Below are 1457 nucleotides of genomic sequence, written 5' to 3' on the forward strand. Positions count from 1 at the left end.
GCGGCTCCGGCAGACTCGGCGGTACCGGCCAATTCGGCGGGGCCGGAACCTGGGGTGGCTCCGGCAGACTCGGCGGTACCGGCCAATTCGGCGGGACCGGAACCTGAGGCGGCTCCGGCAGACTCGGCGGTACCGGCCAATTCGGCGGGACCGGAACATGGGGCGGCACCGGCATATCCGGACGGATAGGCAGCCCCGGCGGCACTGGCCAGTTCGGCGGGATCGGAATCTGCGGAGGCTCGGGCAGTTCCGGTGGCAACGGATTATGCGGAGGCTCGGGCAGTTCCGGTGGCACCGGAATATGCGGAGGCTCGGGCAGTCCCGGTGGCACCGGAATATGCGGAGGCTCGGGCAATCCCGGCGGCACCGGAATATGCGGAGGCTCGGGCAATCCCGGCGGCAACGGAATATGCGGAGGCTCGGGCAGTCCCGGCGGCACCGGTGGATTCGGAGGCTCCGGAACGTGCGGCGGCTCCGGCAAGTGTGGAGGCTCCGGCAAGTGCGGAGGTTTCGGCGGTGCCGGAGGATTCGGCGGTGCCGGGACGTGTGGGTGCTCCGGTGGAGCGGGCGGCCGTGGCGGATTCGGAGGTTGTGGCGGGTGCGGGGGAACCGCGGGGGGCTGGGGGTCCGGCACGGGCCATGGTTCGGGGGTCGCGTCGAACCGCTCGGGGAAGTCGAAGTCGTAGTCCCTTGGGGGATGCGGGATGTGGGACCTCAGTGCGCGGCCGGGAAGTTCTGGTGGGCGCGAATCCCCGTGATTCGTACCGGTTTCCGGTGGATCCCCGCCGTCGCGGCTGTTGGTACGTGCACCACCGTCGCCCGTTTCCTGCCTTGGTGCGCCCTCATCCCCTGTTTCGGAATTACGCGGGGGTGACGGCTCAGAACCTGTGTCGGATTCCCGGGTCGTCTGCGGCTCAACGCCGTTCGAGCTGTCCTCGCCTACGGTGGCATCGGGGTGAGCCTCCTGCGGCTCAACTCCATTCGAGGGGTTCTCGCCCGCATCAGCATCTCGAGCCGACGGCTCGCGTCCCGTGGAACCGGAGGGATTCGAGGGCGGCCCCTCGGGCAGGACAGCGGTGGGTGGCTCCTCCTCGGGTCCGTCGGAATCGCGGCGGTCGAGTTCGTCGAATTTGGCGGACATCTCAAGATGCGCCTCGTCCAGGGCTGCCATGAGTTGCTGGTGTTCGGCCTGGGCCGCTAGGTCGGTGCGGAGTTGCTCGAGATGGTCCAGCACCCGGCGTAGCTCGGCGTCGGCCGCATCGGCGTGGCGACGGTAGGCCTCGTCCACCTTGGCGAGTTCGCGCGCCAACGCTTCCTCGATGCGCGAGGGCGGGTCGGCCGTGTCCGCCTCCGGCGACTCGGATTTGCCGGCCAGGTCACGACCGATCTGCTCGAGGCGATCGAGCACCCGCTGCAACTCCGCGTCGGCCTCTTCCGCATGCCGGCGGTACGTCTCA

At 69.5% G+C, this 1457-nt stretch carries 1 protein-coding gene; it reads left to right on the forward strand.

Annotated elements, in window-relative coordinates:
• Positions 1-1264 precede the first annotated feature (1264 nt).
• Positions 1265-1457 (forward strand): hypothetical protein (locus tag ON39_RS50225; RefSeq protein WP_040740385.1); only part of this gene is annotated, 193 nt, incomplete at its 3' end.

Source organism: Nocardia tenerifensis NBRC 101015, assembly GCF_000308715.1.
Lineage (GTDB): Bacteria > Actinomycetota > Actinomycetes > Mycobacteriales > Mycobacteriaceae > Nocardia > Nocardia tenerifensis.